The 19,697-nt window shown below is 66.7% G+C and carries 21 protein-coding genes; 2 read left to right on the forward strand and 19 right to left on the reverse strand.

Annotation, left to right across the window (positions count from 1 at the left end; translation table 11 throughout):
* Position 1: 1 nt before the first annotated feature.
* The 10 genes from murD to GGR44_RS06530 all read right to left on the reverse strand — a co-directional run bounded on the left by murD (position 2) and on the right by GGR44_RS06530 (position 10,818).
* Complete coding sequence (gene murD / locus GGR44_RS06485) at positions 2–1,312, reverse strand: UDP-N-acetylmuramoyl-L-alanine--D-glutamate ligase (protein ID WP_183954667.1); 1,311 nt, start codon at positions 1,310–1,312, stop codon at positions 2–4.
* 4 nt (positions 1,313–1,316) lie between these two features.
* Positions 1,317–2,390, reverse strand: coding sequence for a phospho-N-acetylmuramoyl-pentapeptide-transferase (mraY, locus tag GGR44_RS06490; protein WP_183954669.1), 1,074 nt, complete (start codon positions 2,388–2,390; stop codon positions 1,317–1,319).
* The gene (locus GGR44_RS06495) at positions 2,390–3,769 is read right to left on the reverse strand and encodes a UDP-N-acetylmuramoyl-tripeptide--D-alanyl-D-alanine ligase (RefSeq protein WP_183954671.1); all 1,380 of its coding nucleotides are present in this window, start codon (positions 3,767–3,769) and stop codon (positions 2,390–2,392) included. Before GGR44_RS06495 ends, mraY begins: the two co-directional genes overlap by 1 nt.
* A complete protein-coding gene (locus tag GGR44_RS06500; protein WP_183954870.1) occupies positions 3,766–5,208 on the reverse strand; it encodes a UDP-N-acetylmuramoyl-L-alanyl-D-glutamate--2,6-diaminopimelate ligase in 1,443 nt (480 codons plus the stop codon). Before GGR44_RS06500 ends, GGR44_RS06495 begins: the two co-directional genes overlap by 4 nt.
* Complete coding sequence (locus tag GGR44_RS06505; RefSeq protein WP_183954673.1) at positions 5,208–6,917, reverse strand: peptidoglycan D,D-transpeptidase FtsI family protein; 1,710 nt, start codon at positions 6,915–6,917, stop codon at positions 5,208–5,210. Before GGR44_RS06505 ends, GGR44_RS06500 begins: the two co-directional genes overlap by 1 nt.
* Positions 6,917–7,558 carry a colicin transporter gene (locus GGR44_RS06510; protein WP_183954675.1) on the reverse strand — a complete coding sequence of 214 codons (642 nt, stop codon included), beginning with the start codon at positions 7,556–7,558 and terminating at the stop codon, positions 6,917–6,919. Before GGR44_RS06510 ends, GGR44_RS06505 begins: the two co-directional genes overlap by 1 nt.
* Entirely contained in the window at positions 7,555–8,523 is a 969-nt protein-coding gene (rsmH, locus tag GGR44_RS06515; protein ID WP_183954676.1) for a 16S rRNA (cytosine(1402)-N(4))-methyltransferase RsmH, read from the reverse strand. Before rsmH ends, GGR44_RS06510 begins: the two co-directional genes overlap by 4 nt.
* Entirely contained in the window at positions 8,520–9,017 is a 498-nt protein-coding gene (locus GGR44_RS06520) for a division/cell wall cluster transcriptional repressor MraZ (RefSeq protein WP_183954678.1), read from the reverse strand. The genes rsmH and GGR44_RS06520 overlap by 4 nt, the downstream gene beginning before the upstream one ends.
* A gap of 460 nt (positions 9,018–9,477) precedes the next feature.
* Positions 9,478–9,777, reverse strand: a complete 300-nt coding sequence (locus GGR44_RS06525) for a hypothetical protein (protein WP_183954680.1) — start codon at positions 9,775–9,777, stop codon at positions 9,478–9,480.
* A 45-nt stretch (positions 9,778–9,822) separates the two neighbouring features.
* Positions 9,823–10,818 carry a cysteine synthase A gene (locus GGR44_RS06530; protein ID WP_183954871.1) on the reverse strand — a complete coding sequence of 332 codons (996 nt, stop codon included), beginning with the start codon at positions 10,816–10,818 and terminating at the stop codon, positions 9,823–9,825.
* Positions 10,819–11,015: 197 nt separating this feature from the next.
* On the opposite strand from GGR44_RS06530, the gene GGR44_RS06535 reads away from it, so the two are divergent.
* Complete coding sequence (locus GGR44_RS06535; protein WP_246344331.1) at positions 11,016–11,951, forward strand: cell wall hydrolase; 936 nt, start codon at positions 11,016–11,018, stop codon at positions 11,949–11,951.
* Between the two features lie 339 nt (positions 11,952–12,290).
* Positions 12,291–12,419 (forward strand): entericidin A/B family lipoprotein, encoded by a 129-nt coding sequence (locus GGR44_RS06540; RefSeq protein ID WP_183954683.1) that lies wholly within the window; start codon positions 12,291–12,293, stop codon positions 12,417–12,419.
* A gap of 37 nt (positions 12,420–12,456) precedes the next feature.
* Here the strand turns inward: GGR44_RS06540 and tatC are convergent, their stop codons facing one another.
* The 9 genes from tatC to GGR44_RS06585 form a co-directional block, all read right to left on the reverse strand.
* Positions 12,457–13,230 (reverse strand): twin-arginine translocase subunit TatC, encoded by a 774-nt coding sequence (tatC, locus tag GGR44_RS06545; protein ID WP_183954685.1) that lies wholly within the window; start codon positions 13,228–13,230, stop codon positions 12,457–12,459.
* Positions 13,227–13,673 carry a Sec-independent protein translocase protein TatB gene (gene tatB, locus GGR44_RS06550; RefSeq protein ID WP_183954687.1) on the reverse strand — a complete coding sequence of 149 codons (447 nt, stop codon included), beginning with the start codon at positions 13,671–13,673 and terminating at the stop codon, positions 13,227–13,229. Before tatB ends, tatC begins: the two co-directional genes overlap by 4 nt.
* A gap of 29 nt (positions 13,674–13,702) precedes the next feature.
* A complete protein-coding gene (locus GGR44_RS06555) occupies positions 13,703–13,939 on the reverse strand; it encodes a twin-arginine translocase TatA/TatE family subunit (RefSeq protein ID WP_183954689.1) in 237 nt (78 codons plus the stop codon).
* 26 nt (positions 13,940–13,965) lie between these two features.
* Entirely contained in the window at positions 13,966–14,571 is a 606-nt protein-coding gene (scpB, locus tag GGR44_RS06560) for an SMC-Scp complex subunit ScpB (RefSeq protein ID WP_183954691.1), read from the reverse strand.
* The gene (locus GGR44_RS06565) at positions 14,568–15,350 is read right to left on the reverse strand and encodes a segregation and condensation protein A (protein ID WP_183954693.1); all 783 of its coding nucleotides are present in this window, start codon (positions 15,348–15,350) and stop codon (positions 14,568–14,570) included. Before GGR44_RS06565 ends, scpB begins: the two co-directional genes overlap by 4 nt.
* 7 nt (positions 15,351–15,357) lie before the next feature.
* Positions 15,358–16,371 (reverse strand): beta-N-acetylhexosaminidase, encoded by a 1,014-nt coding sequence (gene nagZ / locus GGR44_RS06570; protein ID WP_183954695.1) that lies wholly within the window; start codon positions 16,369–16,371, stop codon positions 15,358–15,360.
* A gap of 60 nt (positions 16,372–16,431) precedes the next feature.
* A complete protein-coding gene (locus tag GGR44_RS06575; protein WP_183954697.1) occupies positions 16,432–17,154 on the reverse strand; it encodes an SPOR domain-containing protein in 723 nt (240 codons plus the stop codon).
* Between the two features lie 19 nt (positions 17,155–17,173).
* Positions 17,174–18,901 (reverse strand): arginine--tRNA ligase, encoded by a 1,728-nt coding sequence (argS, locus tag GGR44_RS06580; protein ID WP_183954699.1) that lies wholly within the window; start codon positions 18,899–18,901, stop codon positions 17,174–17,176.
* 124 nt (positions 18,902–19,025) lie between these two features.
* Positions 19,026–19,634, reverse strand: a complete 609-nt coding sequence (locus GGR44_RS06585) for a hypothetical protein (protein ID WP_183954872.1) — start codon at positions 19,632–19,634, stop codon at positions 19,026–19,028.
* Between the last annotated feature and the right edge of the window lie 63 nt (positions 19,635–19,697).

Genomic DNA, 19,697 nt, shown 5'->3' on the forward strand with positions numbered 1-19,697 from the left:
TTTATTCCTTCTCGTCCAGCGCCTCGACCGCCGCGACGAACGCGCCGCCGCGCGCCTCGAAATCGCGGAACTGGTCGAAACTGGCGCAGGCGGGCGACAACAGCACGATGTCTCCCGACCGGGCAAAGCGCGCGGCGCGGCGGACGGCGGCGGACAGCATCTCGCTGTCATCGACGGCCATGTGCGGGCGCAGCAGGTCGGCGAACATATGGCCCGCCTCGCCTATCGTATAGGCATGGGCGATATTGCCGAAATGGGGCGCGCATTCGTCCAGATTGTCGGTCTTGGCGAGGCCGCCGACGATCCAGTGGATGCGCGGCCTACCGTCCACCGGCGGCCATGCCGCGAGCGCGGGCGCGGTGGAGGCGGGATTGGTCGCCTTGCTGTCGTTGACGAACAGCACGCCGTCGCGTGTCGCCACCGCCTGCATCCGGTGGGGCAGGCTGGCATAGCTGGCGAGTGCGGAAAAGATCATGTCATCCGCTATGCCGAGCGCACGGGCGACGGCCATGGCGACCGCCGCATTCTGGGCGTTGTGCGGCCCCTGCAGCGCTGGCCATCCCAGTTGGGCGGAGGGGTCAATGTCCGACGACCGCACAAGCACCGGCAAGCCGCTGGCCTGATCGACGATGGACCGGCTTGGCTCATCTTCCGCGGCGATGACAGCAACATGCTCTGCCGACTGCATGGCGAAGAGGCGGGCCTTCGACGCCACATAGCCTTCAAAGCCATTATAGCGATCGAGATGATCGGGCGTGATGTTGAGCAGCACCGCGACGTCGCAGTCGAGGCTGTGGGTCAGGTCGATCTGGTAGCTTGACAGTTCCAGAACATAGACGCCGCCATCGGACAGCGGCTCCTGCCCCAATATGGGCAGGCCGATATTGCCGCCCATGCGGGTGGGGATGCCCGCCTTTTCGAGGATGTGGTGAATCAGCGCCGTGGTCGTCGACTTGCCGTTGGTGCCGGTGATGCCGACCACGCGGTGCGCGGGCAAGGTCGGCCGCGCCAGCGCAAACAGTTCGATATCGCCGATGATCGGCACGCCCGCCAGCTTCGCCTTCATGGCGATGGGATGACGGTTCAGCGGCACGCCCGGCGACACCACCACGCCGTCGAAACCGCGCAGGTCGATCTCCAGCGGGTCGCCAATCTCCGCCTTGCCCGCCACCGCCTCGCGCGCTTCTTCGCGGCTGTCCCAGGCGACGACCTGCGCGCCGCTCGCCGACAGGCAATCGACGGTCGCCAGCCCCGACCGGGCGAGGCCCAGCACCGCATAGCGTTTTCCGGCAAAGGCGCTCGAAACGATCATCCGCTTACCTCAGCTTCAGCGTGGCGAGGCCGGCAAGCGCCAGCACGAAGGATATGATCCAGAAACGGATGACGACGGTCGGTTCCGCCCAGCCGATCTGTTCGAAATGATGGTGGATGGGCGCCATCTTGAACACGCGACGGCCGGTCCGCTTGTAGAAGAAGACCTGGATGATGACCGACATCGCCTCCACCACGAACAAGCCGCCGATAATGCCCAGCACGATTTCATGGTGGGTGGCGACCGCGATCACGCCAATGGTGCCGCCCAACGCCAGCGATCCGGTGTCGCCCATGAACACGGCGGCGGGCGGCGCGTTGAACCACAGGAAAGCCAGCCCCGCGCCGATGATCGCGCCACATAATATAGTCAGGTCGCCCGCGCCCTGCACATGGGGAATGCCCAGATAGTTGGCGAAGTCGGCGCGACCGACGAGGTAGACGATGGCCATGAAAGCGAGGCTGGCGATGATGACCGGCATGGTGGCGAGGCCATCGAGCCCATCGGTCAGATTCACCGCGTTGCCGAACGCCACAATCACGAAGGCGGCGAACAGGAAGTAGAACGGCCCGAGGTTGATCGCCGGACCATTATAGAAAGGCACGTAAAGCGCGGTATTGCCATGCTGCTGCACGATCATCCAGGCGGCGAAGCCCGCGATCAGGAATTCGAAGAGCAGGCGCACCTTGCCCGACAGCCCCTTGTGGCTGGCCTTGGTCACCTTGTCATAATCGTCGAGGAAACCGATGGCGCCAAAACCCAGCGTCACGAAAATGCAGGCCCACACATAAAGCGACGACAGGTTCATCCACAGCAGCACCGACACGATCATCGCGGTCAGGATCATCAGCCCGCCCATGGTCGGCGTCCCCCGCTTGGCGAGGTGGCTTTGCGGGCCGTCGCTGCGGATCGGCTGCCCCTTGCCCTGGCGCACGCGCAGCCAGCCGATGAAGCGCGGGCCGATGACCAGCCCGATGACCAGCGCGGTCGCGATCGCCGCGCCCGCCCGGAAGCTCAGATAGCGGACAAGGTTGAAAGCACCCTCAAAATCCAGCGCGTCCGCCAGCCAGTACAACATCAGTCACTATCTCCGTCGCGCAACGCCGCCACCAGGCGCGAAAGGCCAACGCCGTTCGAACCCTTCACCAATATGGCGTCGCCGCCGCGCATTTCCGCCCGCAGGGCCTGCGTCGCCGCATCCCTGTCCTCCACATGGACGAAGCTGGTCCGACCGTCCAGCGCATCGGCCAGAGGCCCCATTTCCGCACCCACCAAAATGGCGAAATCCACCTGCCCCTCAGCCAACAGCGGCGCAAGGCCCGCGTGCAGCGCCGCGCCCTGATCGCCCAGTTCGCGCATAGCGCCCAGCACCGCGATCCGCCGGTCGGCCTGCTCCCGACCCAGTTGCCGCAGCGTCGCCGCCATCGACAATGGATTGGCGTTGTAACTTTCGTCGATCAGCAGCGCCTCGCCGCCCCGCGCCTTCACCCGCAACCGCTCGCCACGCCCCGGCAGGCCCGGCATTTCGGCAAGGGCAAGGCCCGCCGCGCCCAGATCGCCGCCCACCGCCTCGACTGCGGCCAGCACCGCCAGCGCGTTCGAGACCCAATGGTCGCCCGGCGCGGCGACGGTGAAGCAGAGTTCCGCTTCGGGGAGTCGCGCGGTGACCAGCGATCCGCCCCCCGGCGCCGCCACAGCCTCGGTCGCGCGCACATCCGCGCCATCGCCCCGGCCAAAAGTCAGGATGCGCGCGGCATTACGCTCGGCATGGTTATACAGGGTGGCGACATGCGGGCTGTCATAGGGGATGATGGCCGTGCCGCCCGGCTCCAGCCCCTCAAATATCTCCGCCTTGGCGATGGCGATCGCCTCTTCGCTGCCGAAAAATTCGATATGGGCGGGCGCAATGGCGGTGACGATGGCGACATGGGGCCGGACGAGGCGGGTGAGCGCCGACAGTTCGCCAGCATGGTTCATCCCCATTTCGAACACGCCATGGGTGGAGGCCGCTGGCATCCGCGCGAGACTGAGCGGCACGCCGACATGGTTGTTATAGCTTTTGACCGAGCGGTGGACGGTCCCCGGTTCGGCGCGGTCAAGCGCCTGATACAGCGCCTCCTTCGTGCCGGTCTTGCCCACCGATCCGGTAACGCCGATCACCTTGCCGCCCATGCGCTTGCGCGATGCGACGCCCAGCGCCTCGAGCGCGCGGGCGGTGTCGGGAACGAGGATATGGGGCTGGTCGACGGGCGTGCCGACAATGGCCCCGGCCGCGCCCCGCGCGAATGCCTGATCGGCAAAGCGGTGTCCGTCCGTGCTCTCGCCCTTCATCGCGACGAACAGGTCGCCCGGCCCGACTTCCCGGCTGTCGAATGCGACGCCCGAAACGGCAAAGGGCGCCGAAGCGACGCCCCCTGTGGCCTGCGCGATGGCCTGCGATGTCCACAAGGGCGTCAACCCGCGCACTCCCGCGCTACGGTCACATCGTCAAAGGGCAGCACCCGGTCGCCGATGATCTGCCCCTGCTCATGCCCCTTTCCCGCCAGCAGCACAATGTCGTCCGCCCCGGCATCGGCAATGGCGGCGGCGATGGCGGCGCGGCGGCCGCCGATCTCGACAGCGCCCGGCGCGCCCGCCATCACGGCGGCGCGAATGGCGGAGGGGTCTTCCGACCGGGGATTGTCGTCGGTGACGATCACATGATCGGCCAGTTCCGCCGCCACCCGCCCCATCAGCGGCCGCTTGCCCGTATCGCGATCCCCGCCTGCGCCGAACAGCGCGATCAGGCGACCTCTGGTGTGCGGGCGCAGCGCCTCGATCGCGGCGCGCAGGCCATCGGGGGTATGGGCATAATCGACATAGACCGGCGCGCCCGCCCGGCTGATGACCGCGCGTTCCAGACGCCCCCGCACCGGCTGAACGCGGGCCAGACATTCCATGACCTTCGCCGCATCCGCGCCGGTCGCGATGGCGAGGCCGGCGGCGGTCAGCGCGTTGGCCGCCTGATAGGCGCCGATCAGCGGCAGGTTGACCTTGAACAGCTTGCCTTCGGCCTCGACCTCCATCATCTGGCCCAACTGTGTCGGGGTGCGGCCCGCCAGATGCACGGCCCGCCCCTTCACCCCGACATCCAGCAGTCGAAGCCCCCGCTTCGCAACCCTCTCGATCACCTTGGCCGACCATTCGTCGTCGGCCCCCACAACCGCCGCGCCGCCATCGCCCACGACCTCGTCGAACAGGCGCATCTTGGCGTCGAAATAGCTGTCCATGTCGCCATGATAATCGAGATGGTCGCGCGACAGGTTGGTGAAGGCCCCGGCGATCACCGGCAGCCCTTCGGTGCGATATTGGGCAAGGCCATGGCTCGACGCCTCGAACGCGGCATGGGTGATGCCCTCGCGCTTCAACCCCGACATGTTGGACAGGAAAGTGACGATGTCGGGCGTGGTGAGGCCGGTCGACACCTGATCGACGGAGGTGGTGACGCCCAATGTGCCGATAGACGCGGAATGATGGCCCAGCATACGCCAGATCTGCCGCACCAGTTCGACAGTCGACGTCTTGCCATTGGTGCCGGTGACGGCGACCGTCACGTCCGGAAACGGCGCGAAGAAACGGGCCGCGATCTGCGCGAACAGGCGGCGCGGATTATCGTCGGCAATATGGATCGCCCCTTCCACCCGCGCCTGCGGCCGGGCGACGATGGCGACGGCCCCGGCGGCGATGGCGGCAGGAATATAATCCTCGCCATTGACACGCAGCCCCTGGAAGGCCCCGAACACGGTTCCCGGCGCGACCTTGCGATTGTCGATGGCGAAGCCGGTGACCAGCGCATCGGCCCCGCCACCCGGCAGCGCGTCGCCCGACAGCCCCTCGACCAGCGAGCCCAGACGCATCATTCCTCTCCCTTGGCTTTCCAGAGCAGCGGCTTCAGGTCCGAAATCTCCACATCGCGATGCTCGTCGGGCAGCACGCCCAGCATCGGCGCGGTGCGCTCGATCACCCGTTTCACCACCGGCGCGGCCGTGAAGGCGGCCGTGCGCAGGCCGAATGTTTCGGCATTGCCCTTGGGCTCGTCCATCATGGCGAGCACGACATAGCGCGGATTGTCCATCGGGAAAGCGGAGGCGAACGTCGTCACCAGCGAACTCTTGTTATAGCGGCCCTCTTCGGGCTTTTCTGCGGAACCCGTCTTGCCGCCCACCCGGTAACCCTTGGCGTCGGCGCTACGCCCTGTACCTTCCGCGACGATCATCCGCAACAACTGCCGCATCCGCGCGCTGGTGGCGGCGGAAAAGACGCGGCGCCCCTGGGGCACATCCTGCGGTTCCAGCCTGCGCAGCGTCGCCGGACGCCACATGCCGCCATTGACCAGCGCGGCATAGGCGCTGGCCAGATGCAGCGGAGTGACGGCGATGCCATGGCCATAGGACACGGTCATGGTGGTGATGCGGCCCCAACTGCTGGGCCAGATGCCCTTGGCGCGTTCCTTGAGTTCAATCGCCGGGCGCTGGTCGAAATGCAGTTCGCGATACAGATGCTGGAGCGGCTCGGCGCCCAGTTCATCGGCGATGCGCGCGGTGGCGATGTTGGAGCTGTGCACCAGCGTTTCGGGCACGTTCAGCCATCGGCGCATCGGGTGGTCGTCCTTGATGCGGAAGCCGGCGACCTGCAACGGTTCGGTCGCGTCATAACGCTTGGCCATGGAGGTGACGACGCCCCGGTCCATCGCCGCGCCGATGGAGAGCGGCTTGAAGGTCGAACCCAGTTCGTAACGGGCCTGCACCATATGGTTGCAGCGCGGCGATTCGCTGCACTTGGCGTTGGGGTAGGATTTGAGCTTATTGGGGTCGAACACCGGGATCGACGCCATGGCGATCACTTCGCCGGTGTTCGCGTCCAGCACGATCCCGCCCGCGCCCTTGGCGCTCTGCGCCACCATCTGCGCGTAAAGCTCGCTTTCCAGCGCCGCCTGCACCCGGCTGTCGATGGAAATGGCGAAGGGCTTGCCGCGCAACGCCGGATCGGTCAGCCGGTCGTTGAACGCGGCCTCCACCCCCATGCCGCCGGTGCCGTCCGCCTTGGGCGCAAAGCCCAGCACATGCGCCGCCAGCGTCCGTTGCGGGTAGAGCCGCTCCTTCTCGCGCGGAAATTCGATGCCGATCTCGCCCAGTGCGTTCACCGCCGCCACCTGTTCGGGCAGCGCCCGGCGACGCAGATAGGCCCAGCCCTTGCCGGTCAGCTTGGCATAGAGCGCATCCTCCGCCTCGTCGGGGAAAATCTCGTGCAGCTTGCGCGCCAGTTCGCGCGGATCGCCGATCAGCTTCGACGGACGCACCGCGATCGACCAGGCGTCCATCGTACGCGCCAGCGGCTCGCCATTGCGGTCGGTGATGTCGGCGCGGGCAGGCGCCATTATGCCGACGCCGTCACTCGCGCCGCCGCCAGCGAAAATCCCGACCCAGCTCAGCCGCACCACGACAATCATGGTGATCGCCACGAACAGCAATAGCAGCAGCATCAGCCGGTTATGGGCGATGGCGGTCCGGTTGACGCGTTGCCGCCCGGCGCGGACATGCGGCGGCTGGACGATGACGGTGGCCATCAGCGGTCCTTCTTGCGCTCACGCGCGGCGCGCGCGCTCAAATCGCCCAGCGTATTGTCGTCCAGCAACTTGGCGTCCAGCATCGCCATGCGCTCCGCCCGGCGCGCGACCGGATTGGGACGGGATGTGTCGGCGGGATCGGCCTTCACCTTGGCCTTGGCGGCGGGCGCAGCGGCGGCCGGGACATCGTCCTGCGCATGGGCGGTGCGGATGATCGCGATGTCGCTGCTGATCTGGCTGGCGGCGGGGCTCGCAGGCGCGGCCTGCGGGGCGGAGGGCAGGTCCGCGGGGGTTTCCACCATCGCCACCATCACTGGCGGGGCGACATAGGCGGGGCCGTTGGGCTGAATGCCGTCCAGCCGGGCGAGCGCCCGCTCCCCCTCCAGATATTGCTGAGCGGTGGGCGTGGTGTAGAGGAAATCCTCCGCATTCCAGCGTTCAAGCTGTCGCATGGAGGCGCGCGCGCCAAATTCCGTTTCCAGATACCGGATGTCGGCGCGGGCAGCCTCGATCCGCGCCCGCACCCGCATCAACTCATTGCGCTCGGTGCCGACGCCCAGCGACACCAGATAGGTCGCCAGCGCGCCCAGCGCGACCAGCAACACCCAGAACAGGCTCTGCAACCGCTTGACGGCGATCATCGCACAACACTCCTGGCGGTAAGGGAAGCGGGAACCGGGGCGGCGGTGCGGACGGCGCTGCGCAGCGTGGCGGAACGGGCGCGGGGATTGCGCGTCAGTTCCGCCATGCCGGGGCGCACGGCCTTGGCCGGGCGGTGAAATGTGGGGGCAAAGGTCGCCGTTCGCTCGGGCATATGGCGCGAGCCGCTCGATTCGCCGCCGCTGCGCCCCCGCAGGAACTGCTTGACGATCCGGTCCTCCAGACTGTGGAAGGTGACGATCGCCAGCCGTCCGCCCTCGACCAGCAGCGCCTCGGCCGCCTCCAGCGCGCGCTCCAGCTCCTCCAGTTCGCGGTTCACATGGATGCGGATCGCCTGAAAGGCGCGAGTCGCCGGATCCTTCTTCTCGTGCGGCTTGTGGCCCAGCGCGCGGCGTACCACGGCCGCCAGTTCGCCCGTGCGCTCCAGCGGCCGGGCTTCGACGATGGCGCGCGCCACGCGGCGCGAACGCGGCTCCTCGCCATAACGGTAGAGGACGTCGGCGATCTCCTGCTCCGGGGCGGTGTTCAGGAAATCGGCGGCGCTCTCGCCCGTCTGGCTCATCGTCATCAGCAGCGGCCCGTCCGACTGGAACGAAAAGCCGCGATCCGCCCGGTCGAGCTGCATCGACGACACGCCGATGTCGAGCACCACGCCCGCCACCTTGTCGATGCCGCGCTCCGCCAGCAATTCCGCCATGCGTGAAAATTCGCCCTCGATCAGGGCAATGCCGTGGGCGTCGGCCACAGCCCGCCCTTCACGGATCGCGTCGGGGTCGCGATCAAAGGCGAAAACTTGCGCGCCCGCGCGCGCCATCGCGCTGGAATAGCCGCCTGCGCCGAATGTGCCGTCGACATGCACCTCGCCCGGGGCAATGGCGAGGGCGGCGAGCACTTCATCCAGCAATACGGGGACATGGGCGGCGGCGGGGGCTTCGACCCGGCTCACTTGATCGCTCCCGCTGCGCGCTGTTCCAGCCAGCGGCGCGCCTTGTTGCGGATCAGCATTGGCCGTTCGGGGCTGTCGGCCAGCCGTTGCGGATCCCAGATCTGGAAATAGCGGCCCACGCCATAGAAGAAGGCGGCGTCGGTGATGCCCGCCTCCTCCTTGATGTCGGGGTGCAGCGCAAAACGGCCGCCATCGTCGAAATTCACGTCCTCGATCGTGCCGAGACGCCTTTCATGTTCCAGATCGGCGTTGAAGGCCCGCCCCGCCTCGCGCGCGGCGCGCTCCATTTCCTCCACCTCGGTGAACAGGTGCAGTTTGTGGGACAGACCAAAGCCGGTGGCGCAACCATTGTCAAAATGGATGGACAGGCACAGGCGATTGTCGCCGCCGCTGGCCATCCGGACCAGCTTGCGCATCTCCAGGGGCAGCACGAACCGGCCCTTGCCGTCCGCGACGCTGAATGCGTTGCCCGAATAGAGAATGAGTTCCGACACCCCTGAAAAATCGCCCTGTTGCGGGGGCGCAGGCCTCCCGCCGCCGGAACCGCGATTGCGACGCCCGGCGCACAGGACTCACCAAAGCCTGAGATCCCCAATGCCGATTTACGTATCAAGCATCCGGGTCGGTGAAAAGGGAAAAAGCGGGCAAAGCTGGGAAAAGCTGTTCAAACCTGGTTTTCAAGCCAATTCCCATCTATTCCCAGTTCGGATCGTCGTCGTCCCCTGGCGCGACATCCTCGGATTTCAGCCATTTCGCGACCCGCGCCCATGCCCGCCCCAACTCTGCCCATCCCAGCCCGGCCCAAAGCATTGCAGGCACGGGCGCGCGCCATCACTCCGGCGTCGGGGCGCGGACGGATGGGGGAGAGAAACAGATGCGAACGGGCGCCGGAAACGGCGGCGATCAACATCCGCAAAGCGCCATCGAACCATGCCGCCACCGACAGCCGGCGATTCACGGCTTTGGCTGGTCGTTATCGATGGGTTGGGTAAGGTTGGGATCGGGCACCAGATCCGGCACCACTTGCGCCTGATCGGCGGCGGGCTGCACGCCCAGTTCCACCAGCGGCTCCTTGGGCGCGACCGCATTGGCGGACAGGGTCGGCACGGCTGGCGGCGGCGCGGCGGCGTCGCCAAGCCGCGCCTTGTCGATGACGATGCTGGCCAGCCCGACAAGCAGGATGACGCCGGCCACCCCGGTCAGGCCGATCTGGATTCGCTGCAACGCTTCCTGGCGGCGATCATGCTGTGCCATGACGGCTTGTCGGCCTTCCTGCTGTCGCCGCGATCCGCGCGACGATCAATCCTTTTGCGCCAGCCAGGGGAAGATGGTCAAGCCCTTCGCCGCCAGCCATTCTCGGTTGTAAAGGGTCGACAGGTAACGGAAGCCGGTGTCGCACAGGATGGTGACAACCCGCTTGCCCGGCCCCAACCGCCGACCCAGCGCCACCGCGCCAGCGACATTGATGCCCGACGACAGGCCCAGGCACAGCCCTTCCTCGCTCAGCAGGCGGCGGACCCACTCCAGCCCTTCCTCATCGGAAATTTGGAACTGAGTGTCGATCGGCGCGCCGTCCAGATTGGCGGTGATGCGCCCCTGTCCAATGCCTTCGGCCACCGAACTGCCCTCGGCCTTCAATTCGCCATGGGCGTAATAATTGTAAAGCGCCGCGCCAAAGGGATCGGTCAGCGCGATGGTGATATCCTCGTCATGCGCCTTGAGGCCAAGGCCAACGCCCGCAATCGTGCCGCCGGTGCCCGCCGCGCAGGTGAAGCCGTCGATCCGGCCGTCCATCTGGGTCCAGATTTCCTCGGCCGTGCCGACGATATGCGCCTTGCGATTGGCGATATTGTCGAACTGGTTGGCCCAGATCGCGCCCGGCGTCTCTTCCGCGATCCGGCGCGAGGTATGGACGAAATGGCCGGGGTTGGAATAGGCTGCGGCCGGCACCGTCACCAGTTCCGCGCCCAGCGCGCGCAGCGTGTCCATCTTCTCGCGGCTCTGGGTTTCAGGCATGACGATGATCGTCTTATACCCCTTGGCGTTGGCGACCAGCGCCAGGCCGATGCCGGTATTGCCCGCCGTGCCCTCGACGATCGTGCCGCCGGGCTGCAACAGCCCCTTTTCCTCGGCATCGTTGACGATGAACAGGGCGGCGCGATCCTTCACCGATGCGCCGGGATTGGCGAATTCGCACTTGGCGTAAATGTCGCATCCGCTGGCTTGGGAAGGACCGGCAAGGCGCACGAGCGGGGTGTTGCCGATCAGGTCGAGGCTGTTGTTCTGGACGAGCATGGCGACGGCATAGCGGAGCGTGCGGCGCTTTGCCAAGCAAGGGAATGTCCATCCGCGCCAAGTCGCGCTTTGGCCCTGGGGAAGGCGCGCGCGTTAATATTTGCGCGCCAGCCTGTCTCATCCCGGCACGCCCCGAAATCGGGGCAGGAAAGAATAAGGATTTTGCGCTAAGGGCCGGGACGATGAAAGCGCATGCGATGGATAAGGCATTGATAGGTCGAGTGACGGCGCTGCTCGTCGCGCTGGCGCTGCTTGTCGTGCCGCATCTGCTGCCCGCCGCGCCGCTCGACCTGCTATCGGGCGCGCCCACCACGCCCGACCGCACCGAAAGCGCGAATCAGAATTTCCCCGGCTCCGCCTTCTTCTTCGCCGAAGGCGCTTTCGATCCGGTTCCCGGCGCGCAGCCCGCCCCCCACCTGCTGAAACTCGCCCGGCAGGTGACGAGCGCGCCCGCCATATCGTTCCGGGGCGCCACCGCCCTCGACAGCTATCGGGCGATGAATTGCCTGACCTCCGCCATCTATTATGAAGCCGCGAACGAACCGGACGAGGGCCAGCGCGCCGTCGCGCAGGTGGTGCTCAACCGCGTGCGTAGCCCGCTATGGCCCAACACCGTCTGCGGCGTCGTCTATGAAGGGTCGGAACGCACCGACATGCTGTGCCAGTTCACCTTCAGTTGCGATGGCGCCATGGCCCGCACCCCGCAGGCCGCCCAATGGGCGCGCGCACGTCGCGTGGCGCAGGATGCGCTGGCCGGGGCCGTCTATGCGCCGGTCGGCTTGGCGACCCATTATCACACGCTGGCGGTGCGCCCCAACTGGTCGGGCACGCTGACCCCGGTCGCCGTGGTGGGCGCCCATATCTTTTATCGCCTGCCCGGCCCGCGCGGCCTGCCGTCGGCCTTTTCCATCCGCTATGCCGGGCGCGAATGGCTTTCCGGTCCAGCGCGGCGGGACTGGTCGGCCCGTCCAATGCCCGCCGCCCCGCGTGAAATCATGGGACCGGCGCCATATTATACGGTCCCCGCCGCGCCCATCCCTGGCGCGCGTGCGTCGGGTGCAAAGCCGCAGGAAAGCCTGCCGGAATCGACGATCCGGCCGGAATGGCGCAACACCGGCCAGCCCATAATCTGATCTTTTTGCTGTTAACGCTGGGCCAACCATCGAAGCGGCTGGAATCGCGCCTTAATATTTTCCAAAATTTTTCGGGTGCGCGGGAACCCTTTTGGTCCGTCGAGGGTTCTTGTCTTCGGATAGCAAATCTTTTGCCCCCCGCTCTTGCTATCCACAAATGATGGGCCTGGAACGCAAATCCCCCCCCCGACGCGTTCCAGGCCCAAAATTTTTTCGCCCAATCCCAATCAGCCATTCCCCCGCCGCCAGCGCTTGCTGGAACGCGCCGCCGAAATGCGCGTTACCACCCTCGCCCCGGAACGGCCGCTCCCCTCTGCGGCCGACATGAGGAGACAGACTATGACCAAGAAATGGATCGCCGCCCTGATGCTGTCGGGATCGCTGATGCTCGCCGCCTGCAACACTGTTGAGGGCGCCGGCCGCGACGTGCAAAGCGCGGGGAAGGCTGTGGAAGACGCGGCAGATTAAATCCGCGAGGAGAGCGGGCGGCGGCGCATGCGCGCGATCAGGCGGGGTCTGCCGCCGCCGCTTCCTTCGCCTGTCGGCGGTCGGTGAACCAGATCGCTATGATCGTGATTTCGTAGAGCAGCAGCAGCGGGATGGCGAGCATCAGCTGCGACACCACATCGGGTGGGGTCAGCACCGCCGCCAGAATGAAGGCCGCAACGATCATGTAGCGGCGCAAACCGATCAACTGCGCGCGGGTGACGAACCCCGCCCGGTTGAGCAGCATGAGCAATACCGGCATCAGGAAACTGATGCCAAAGGCCAGGATGAACTGCATCACCAGCGTCAGATAGGCGTCGGTGCTGGGCAGCGCCTCCACCTCCAGGCCGCCGCTGTTGCCCTGAAATTGCAGGAAGAAATGGAAGGCCGTGGGCATCACCACATAATAGGCCAGCGCCGCGCCCATGGTGAAGAGCACCGGCGTCATCACCAGAAAGGGCAGCAGCGCCTTCTTCTCCTTCGCGTAAAGCCCCGGCGCGACAAAGGCCCAGAGCTGGTTGGCGATGATCGGGAAGGACAGCAGGAAAGCGCCGAAAAACGCCACTTTCACCTGCACGAAAAAGGCTTCGTACAATTTGGTGTAGACGAGCCGCCCGCCGCCGTCGCCAAAGGCTTCCTTCAACGGCTGCACCAGAAAGGCGAAGAGATGTTCGGAAAAATAGAAACAGACCGCGCCGGTGATGACCAGCGCATAGACGCATTTGAGCAGGCGCGAACGCAGTTCGATGAGATGGTCGAGCAAGGGCGCCTTGCTGTCGTCAATATCCATCATGTCGCGCCATCCCCCTTGGCCGGAGTCGGCCCGGCGACATAGGGCGGGCTGTCATGCGAGGCGGCAGGCGCGGGTTCGGCCACATAGGGCGGTTTTTCGACCGACGCCGATTCCGCGACGAAAGGCGGCTTGACGGGGGGCGAAGCCGTGTCCGTCCCGGCGACGGGAGAAGGCAGGGCCTCCATCACGGCGCCCGGCACGGTTTCAGGCGGATGCTCCGCCATGATCCGCCGGTTCTGGTCGGCCCATTTCTTTTCCAGCTCCTCCAGCTCCACTTCGCGCACCATGGCATCAATGCCGGTGCGGAAATGGCGCGCCATGCCGCGCGCCTTGCCGACGATCTGGCCAACCTTGTAAAGCGCGCGCGGCAAATCCTTGGGGCCGATGACGACCACCGCGACGATGACGATGAGCAGCAGCTCCGTCGAACCGATGTCGAACATGCGCCGTTAACGCCTGACCAGAGCCGCGTTCAGGCCTTGGTCTTTTCTTCGGTCGCGCTCACGCTGTCCGCTTCGGGCGCGCGCTGGCCCTCGATGCGGGTCGCGGGCTTGGCTGCGGGCGCGTCCTCATCATCGGCCATGCCCTTCTTGAAGCTCTTGATGCCCTTGGCGACGTCGCCCATCAGGCCGGAAATGCGGCCGCCGCCAAACAGCAGCATGATGACCAGGAGCACAATCACCCAGTGCATCAGCGAAAAGGAACCCATCTTAATTCTCCCGATATGAAGCCATATTAGGCTTCCTCGTCATCATTTTCTACAACGTATTGGCCGCCCGTTCCCGCCAGAGCCTCTTCCATCGCCAGATCGATGGGGTCGAGCAGCCCGGCGGCGCGCAGGTCGTCGATCCCGGGCAGGTCGCGGCGGCTGCTAAGCCCGAAATGTGACAGAAAATCGGGCGTGGTCGCATAAATCAGCGGCCGCCCCGGCGCCTCGCGCCGCCCGGCGGGCTGCACCCACCCCGCCTCCATCAACACGTCCAGCGTGCCCTTCGCCACCTGAACCCCGCGAATCGCCTCGATTTCCGCGCGGCTCACCGGCTCATGGTAAGCGATGATCGCCAGCGTCTCCATCGCCGCGCGCGACAGGCGGCGCGGTTCGTCGCGTTCCTGCCGCAAAATATGCGCCAGATCGGCGGCGGTCTGAAAATGCCAGCGGCCGCCGCGCTCCACCAGGTTGACGCCGCGCCCGGCATAATCCGCCGCCAGTCCTGCGAGCGCGGCGGGCAGGTCGCCGCCCTCGCCCACATGCTGGCGCAACTGCCCCAGGCTGAGCGGCTGGTCCGACGCGAACAATGCCGCCTCCACCGCGCGGGCAAAATCGTCCGGCTCCCCGATCATGCCCTCTCCCCGCCCCGATTGGCGGCGCGCAGATAGAGCGGCGCGAACATGCCGTCCTGCCATATATCCACCCGCCCCTGCCGCGCCAGTTCCAGCGCGGCGACGAAACTGCTGGCCAGCGCCGACCGGCCCAGCGCCGCATCCAGCCCTTCGGGCAGAAAATCCTCCAGCCGGTGCCAATCGATCGACGCGCCGACCAGCGCCCCCACCCGCCTTATCGCCTCGTCCAGCGTCATCACCGGCCGCCGGGCGACGACATGCACGACCGTCCGTGCGCGCGCCCGCACCCGGCCATAGGTGCGGATGAGGTCGAACAGGCTGGCGTCCCACTGCACCTTTCGGATGGTGCGAAGCCCTTCGGGCGCGGGGCGGACGAACACGTCGCGGCCGATACGGTCGCGCGCCATCAGCCGCGCGCCCGCATCGCGCATCGCCGACAAGCGTTGCAGCCGCAATGTCAGGCGCAGCGCCAGTTCCTCCGGGCTAGGCTCCGGCTGCGCTTCGCGCGGCAGCAGCAGCGCGGATTTGAGATAGGCGAGCCAGGCCGCCATCACCAGATAATCGGCCGCCAGTTCCAGCCGCAGCGCCCGCGCGCCCTCGATATAGGCCAGATATTGCTCGACCAGCGCCAGAATGGAAATTTCGCGCAGGTCGACCTTCTGCGTTCGCGCCAGCGCCAGCAACAGGTCGAGCGGCCCTTCCCAGCTTTCGAAGCTGACCGTCAGCACCTCCGGGCCGGGCAGCTGCGGCAAGGGCGCTGGCGTGAACAGGTCGGCCATCAGCCGATCATGCCGGAACGAGGCCGATCAGCGCGTCGCGCGTGGCGATCAGGCGGTCCAGCGACAATGGATCGCCGCCGCGCGTCACGCTGGCCATGGCGCGGTCGAGCCGGGCGCGCGAGGCTTCGCTGATGTCGGGCAGCGCCTCTGCAATCCCGACCATCTCGCCCATCCGCCCCCAGCAATTGAGCGCCAGGTCGCATCCGGCCGCGACCACCCCGACGGCGAGCGCTGGAATGTCCCCTTTCAGCGCCTTCATGTCCAGATCGTCGGACATCAACAGCCCGTCGAAGCCGATTCGTCCGCGGATGATCTCCTCGATCACGAAGGGCGACAGGCTGGCGGGGCGCTCCGCATCCCAGGCGGTGTAAACGATATGCGCCGTCATCCCCATCGGCGCGGCGCGCAGCGCGCGGAATGGCGCCAGGTCGACTGCCAGCGCCTCTTCACTGGCGGTGACGGTCGGCAATTCCAGATGGCTGTCGACCAGCGCCCGGCCATGGCCCGGCATATGCTTGACGATGCCGACCACGCCGCCGTCGGCCAGCCCCTCCAGCACTGCGCGGCCCAGCGCCGCGACCCGCATCGGTTCCGCGCCCAGAGTGCGGTCGCCCATGATGTCGCTGGCCCCGTCCTGCCGCACGTCGAGCAGCGGCAGCGCGTCGACGCTGATCCCCGCGTCGGCCAGGGTCGCGGCGATCGCCGCCGCATTGGCCCGCGCCGCCGCGATCGCGCTGGACGGCGCAATGTCGTAAAGCCGGTCGAAAATCTCCATCGGCGGGAATGCGGGCCAGTGCGGCGGCTGCATCCGCGCCACCCGGCCGCCTTCCTGATCGATCATGATGAGGAGGTCATCGCACCCGTGCAGCGCCCGCAGATCGTCGGTCAGCGCGCGCAGTTGCTCAGGGTCCACGATGTTGCGGCGGAACAGGATATAACCGGCCGGTTCCGCTTCGGCGAAGAAGGCGCGCTCGTCGGCGGTCAGTTCCGGCCCGGACAGGCCAAAGATCACGGGTTTCATAGGCGCGATGGTAGCGGCTGGAGCGGCGGCTGTCGAAGGGCTTTGTGGCCGGGCCGCTGCTCAATTGACGACGATGCAATTTTCGCCCGCGACCTTCAGCTTGCCGCACAACGTCGCCGACTGCGCGCCCGACAGCGCGCGCAGGCGATAGACGGTGCTGCCCCTCACTTCGGCGGGTTCGACCGCCATCGCCAGCGGCGCGAGATAGGCGAAACGGCGGCTGAGCCGCGACCAGGCGTCCTTCGCCCCGCTTTCGCTGCCATAGGCGCCCAACTGGATCATCGCGCCGGCGGGGGAAGCCTTGGCGGCGGGCGCCTGCGGCTTGCTGCCGGTCGCGTCGGCGACGGGCGCGGTCACGCTGGCCGCCGGGCGGGTCGCGGCGGGCGGGGCGGGACGCTCCCTGGGCGGAGTGGTCTGGGTGATCGGCGCTTCGGGCATCCGGCTGGCGTCGATATGGCCGTCGCGGGTCACGCCCTCGCTGGCGGCGAAGCTGGCGTCGCCCTCGCCCTGGAATTTGCGGGCGTCGGCCTCGTTGGCGAGCACCTTATAGTCGCCCTCCGGCGCGGCGATCAGCGTGCCCTGGTCCGCCAGGCCTTCGCCCCGGTTTTGCAGCCACCATATGCCGGTGACCACCCCGCCGATCAGCACCAGCGCGATCAGGATGAAACCCAGCAGGCTGAGCGGCGACACGCGATCTTCCTGCTCATCGTCCAGCGCGGGCTCCAGCCAGGGGAGACGGTCCTCGTCATCCAGGTCGAGCTGCCCGCGCCCATAATCGCCCATCGCCGAAAAATCCCTGTCTTCACTGCATCTCTGTCATGGCGGTGACGCCCATCAACGCCAATCCGTTGCGAATGATCTGCCCTATTCCCCGCGCCAAGAAAAGCCGCGTCGCGGTCAGCGCCGGATCATCGGGCAGGATGACCCGCGCCGACGGATCATCGTTGCCGACATTCCACCAGCCATGGAAGGCGGAAGCCAAGTCATTGAGATAAAAGGCGATACGATGCGGTTCGCGGGCCTGCGCGGCGCCTTCCACCACGCGCGGAAACTGGGCGGCGAGCTTGACGAGGCCCAGCTCCACCGTCCCAAGCCGGGACAGGTCGACAGCGGGCAGCGTGATCCCGGCCTCCTGCGTCCGCCGACCGAGCGAGGCAATGCGCGCATGGGCGTACTGGACGTAGAAGACCGGATTGTCCTTCGACGCCTCCACCACCTTGGCGAAATCGAAATCCATCTGCGCGTCGGCCTTGCGCGTCAACATGGTGAAGCGCACGACATCCTTGCCCACTTCGCCCACCACATCGGCCAGCGTCACGAAATTGCCCGCGCGCTTGGACATCTTCACCGGCTCGCCATCGCGCAGCAGGCGGACCATCTGAATGAGCTTCACGTCGAAGCGCGCCCGCCCTTCGGTCAGCGCCGCGACGGCGGCCTGGATGCGCTTGACCGTGCCCGCATGGTCCGCGCCCCATATGTCGATCAACTGGTCGGCGGATTGCGCCTTCTGGTAATGATAGGCCATGTCGGCCCCGAAATAGGTCCACGACCCGTTCGACTTTTTAATGGGCCGGTCCTGATCGTCGCCGAACTTGGTGGACCGGAACAGCGGCAGCTCCACCGGCTCCCAGTCTTCGGGCGTCTCGCCCTTGGGCGCTTCCAGCACGCCGTCATAGACAAGATCATGTTCGCGCAGCCAGGCTTCGGCGGCCTCGGGCTTGCCCGCCGCCTGCAATTCGGCTTCCGACGAGAATATGTCGTGATGAATGCCCAGCAGCGCCAGGTCGCTGCGGATCATGTCCATCATCCGCGCGACGGCAAAGGTGCGGAACGTGACGAGCCATTCGCTCTCCGGCGCGGCGACGAAGCGGTCGCCATGTTCGGCCGCCAATGCCTGACCCACCGGGACCAGATAGTCGCCGGGATAGAGGCCTTCGGGAATGTCGCCGATATCCTGCCCCAACGCCTCGCGGTAGCGCAGATGCGCCGACCGGGCGAGCACATCGACCTGCCCGCCCGCGTCGTTGATATAATATTCGCGGATGACCTTGTGCCCGATCGCCTCCAGCAGTGTGGCGAGCGCGTCGCCGACCACCGCCCCCCGGCAATGGCCCATATGCATGGGGCCGGTGGGGTTGGCGGAGACATATTCGACATTGACGATGACGCCAGCGCCGCTGTCGGACCGGCCATAGACGTCGGCCGCCGCGTGGATCGCCTCCAGTTCGGCGGTCCAGGTCGCGTCGGTCAGCCGCAGGTTGATGAAGCCCGGCCCGGCGATGGCGGCGCTGTCCACCGCGTCCAGCGCCTCCAGCCCGGCGACGATCTTTTCGGCTAGCGCGCGCGGGTTCGTGCCTGCGGGCTTGGCCAGCACCATGGCGGCATTGGTCGCCATGTCGCCATGGGAAGGGTCGCGCGGCGGCTCGACCGTCACCGCCTTGCGGCTGAGGCCCGGCGGCAACGCGCCCTCGGCCTCCAGCGCGTCGAGCACGGCGTTCAGATGGGCGGTGAAACGGGTATAGAGAGACACGGGGGCAGTTCCTCGAAAAGCTTTGAACCCGTTCGGGCCGAGCCGGTCGAAGGGCCCTGCACTTTCTGGAACAGAAGAACAGCCCTTCGACATGCTCAGGGCGAACGGTTATTGGGGTTCGTCCTCAGCGGGTCGCGTTATATCGCAACTGATCCTGCGTCAGGTTGAAACCGACGAGCAGGTCGAAACTGGTTCGCTGCAACGCCGCCTTCACCTCCGGCCGGGCGAAGGGGTCGAGCGCCGCATCGGCGTCGCCCGCCTTGCGCTTCTGGGTGATGAGATCCTGGATATCGGCGGGCAGCGTCGCGGCCGCCTTGTCGACATAGGATGCCGCCGTGGCGGTGGCGCTGGTGCGATACTGGCCGGGCGCGAAATTGAGCGTCACCTGCCCAACCCGCTTGGCGATCACGGCTTCGCCGCCGCGCGTCACGACAGAGAAATAGGGCAACGTCACCTGCCGCGCATCAGCGGCGTCGGTGCGGCGAGCGTTCACGACGAAGGTCGCCTGCGTATAAAGCTGTGGCCCGTCTGTGCAGGTAGAGCGCAGGTCGGTGATGTTCGCCACCACGTCGATCGCGCGGGAATCGGTGCTCTGCGGCGGATTGAACAGCGTCACGTCGCCGGTATAGGCCGGCACCGCCGCCGACGGGCAGGCCGAACGCACTGCGACGATGCCGCCGGTCGCGTCGATTTCCCCCTTCCGCGAGCAGCCCGCAAGGGCCAGGGCCGCCATGCCGGTCAGCGCGATACGGGAAAATGTCGGTCGGAAAGATACGATCACTGGGCAATCCCTTGG

The sequence above is a fragment of the Sphingobium fontiphilum genome (assembly GCF_014196635.1).
GTDB lineage: Bacteria > Pseudomonadota > Alphaproteobacteria > Sphingomonadales > Sphingomonadaceae > Sphingobium > Sphingobium fontiphilum.

What these genes read in the sequence shown, in the direction of transcription:
- GGR44_RS06565 (WP_183954693.1), bottom strand. Translation starts at nt 15,350, where the DNA reads ATGGCCGACCTGTTCACGCCAGCGCCCTTGCCGCAGCTGCCCGGCCCG.
- murD (WP_183954667.1), bottom strand. Translation starts at nt 1,312, where the DNA reads ATGATCGTTTCGAGCGCCTTTGCCGGAAAACGCTATGCGGTGCTGGGC.
- mraY (WP_183954669.1), bottom strand. Translation starts at nt 2,390, where the DNA reads ATGTTGTACTGGCTGGCGGACGCGCTGGATTTTGAGGGTGCTTTCAAC.
- GGR44_RS06505 (WP_183954673.1), bottom strand. Translation starts at nt 6,917, where the DNA reads ATGGCCACCGTCATCGTCCAGCCGCCGCATGTCCGCGCCGGGCGGCAA.
- GGR44_RS06575 (WP_183954697.1), bottom strand. Translation starts at nt 17,154, where the DNA reads ATGGGCGATTATGGGCGCGGGCAGCTCGACCTGGATGACGAGGACCGT.
- GGR44_RS06500 (WP_183954870.1), bottom strand. Translation starts at nt 5,208, where the DNA reads ATGCGTCTGGGCTCGCTGGTCGAGGGGCTGTCGGGCGACGCGCTGCCG.
- nagZ (WP_183954695.1), bottom strand. Translation starts at nt 16,371, where the DNA reads ATGAAACCCGTGATCTTTGGCCTGTCCGGGCCGGAACTGACCGCCGAC.
- GGR44_RS06510 (WP_183954675.1), bottom strand. Translation starts at nt 7,558, where the DNA reads ATGATCGCCGTCAAGCGGTTGCAGAGCCTGTTCTGGGTGTTGCTGGTC.
- scpB (WP_183954691.1), bottom strand. Translation starts at nt 14,571, where the DNA reads ATGATCGGGGAGCCGGACGATTTTGCCCGCGCGGTGGAGGCGGCATTG.
- GGR44_RS06540 (WP_183954683.1), top strand. Translation starts at nt 12,291, where the DNA reads ATGACCAAGAAATGGATCGCCGCCCTGATGCTGTCGGGATCGCTGATG.
- GGR44_RS06530 (WP_183954871.1), bottom strand. Translation starts at nt 10,818, where the DNA reads ATGCTCGTCCAGAACAACAGCCTCGACCTGATCGGCAACACCCCGCTC.
- GGR44_RS06535 (WP_246344331.1), top strand. Translation starts at nt 11,016, where the DNA reads ATGGATAAGGCATTGATAGGTCGAGTGACGGCGCTGCTCGTCGCGCTG.
- GGR44_RS06585 (WP_183954872.1), bottom strand. Translation starts at nt 19,634, where the DNA reads ATGGCGGCCCTGGCCCTTGCGGGCTGCTCGCGGAAGGGGGAAATCGAC.
- GGR44_RS06525 (WP_183954680.1), bottom strand. Translation starts at nt 9,777, where the DNA reads ATGGCACAGCATGATCGCCGCCAGGAAGCGTTGCAGCGAATCCAGATC.
- tatC (WP_183954685.1), bottom strand. Translation starts at nt 13,230, where the DNA reads ATGATGGATATTGACGACAGCAAGGCGCCCTTGCTCGACCATCTCATC.
- tatB (WP_183954687.1), bottom strand. Translation starts at nt 13,673, where the DNA reads ATGTTCGACATCGGTTCGACGGAGCTGCTGCTCATCGTCATCGTCGCG.
- GGR44_RS06555 (WP_183954689.1), bottom strand. Translation starts at nt 13,939, where the DNA reads ATGGGTTCCTTTTCGCTGATGCACTGGGTGATTGTGCTCCTGGTCATC.